This window comes from Paracraurococcus lichenis (assembly GCF_030657435.1).
Lineage (GTDB): Bacteria > Pseudomonadota > Alphaproteobacteria > Acetobacterales > Acetobacteraceae > Paracraurococcus > Paracraurococcus lichenis.
The window spans coordinates 1-542 of sequence record NZ_JAUTWS010000448.1; the positions used below are offsets into that span (position 1 = coordinate 1).

Annotated in this window: 1 protein-coding gene; it reads right to left on the reverse strand. The window is 65.1% G+C overall.

Annotated features, from left to right (window positions below):
• The coding region (locus Q7A36_RS40740) for a transposase (RefSeq protein WP_305109475.1) at positions 1 to 336 on the reverse strand (336 nt) is incomplete at its 3' end.
• Between the last annotated feature and the right edge of the window lie 206 nt (positions 337 to 542).

Sequence of the window (542 nt, forward strand, 5' to 3'; positions counted from 1 at the left end):
GCCCCAACGTCGCTCGATGGTGTCGTCCGGACCGATCACGACCGGCTCGCCGTCCGGGACGAAGGCGTCGACCAGACGGACCAGCAATCGCCGCGACAGATCGTGGGTGGACCAGGCATTGCGGTTCAGTACGCGGTGATAGTTGGTGAAGTGGCGCGTCTGGCCGAGGCCCGTGACCCGCAGCGCCGAGGCGACCGTCCGCCGACCGGGTACGAGGATCGCCCCCATCACGAGCACCAGCACGTGCTCCCAGGTTGGGGCGGTGAAGCTGGACCGGAAGGGCTGCAGGAAGGTCACCAAGCTGTTCGGCACGCGGGGCTCGGTTGCGCCAGCCATGCATCACTCCTCGAACCGTCGGCTCGGGGAGACTCGCCAAGCGAAGGTCCGACGTGAAACCCGGCGGCCTTCACGTCGGATTCAGGTCACGCATGATTCAACCGAACTCGTCGCAGCTCCCAAGGCGCAAACCGATGGTCGCACATCGCTGCCAAGCTTTCCTCGAAAGCCTCTCCACGCACCCTGAAAATGGCCAAACTCAAGCT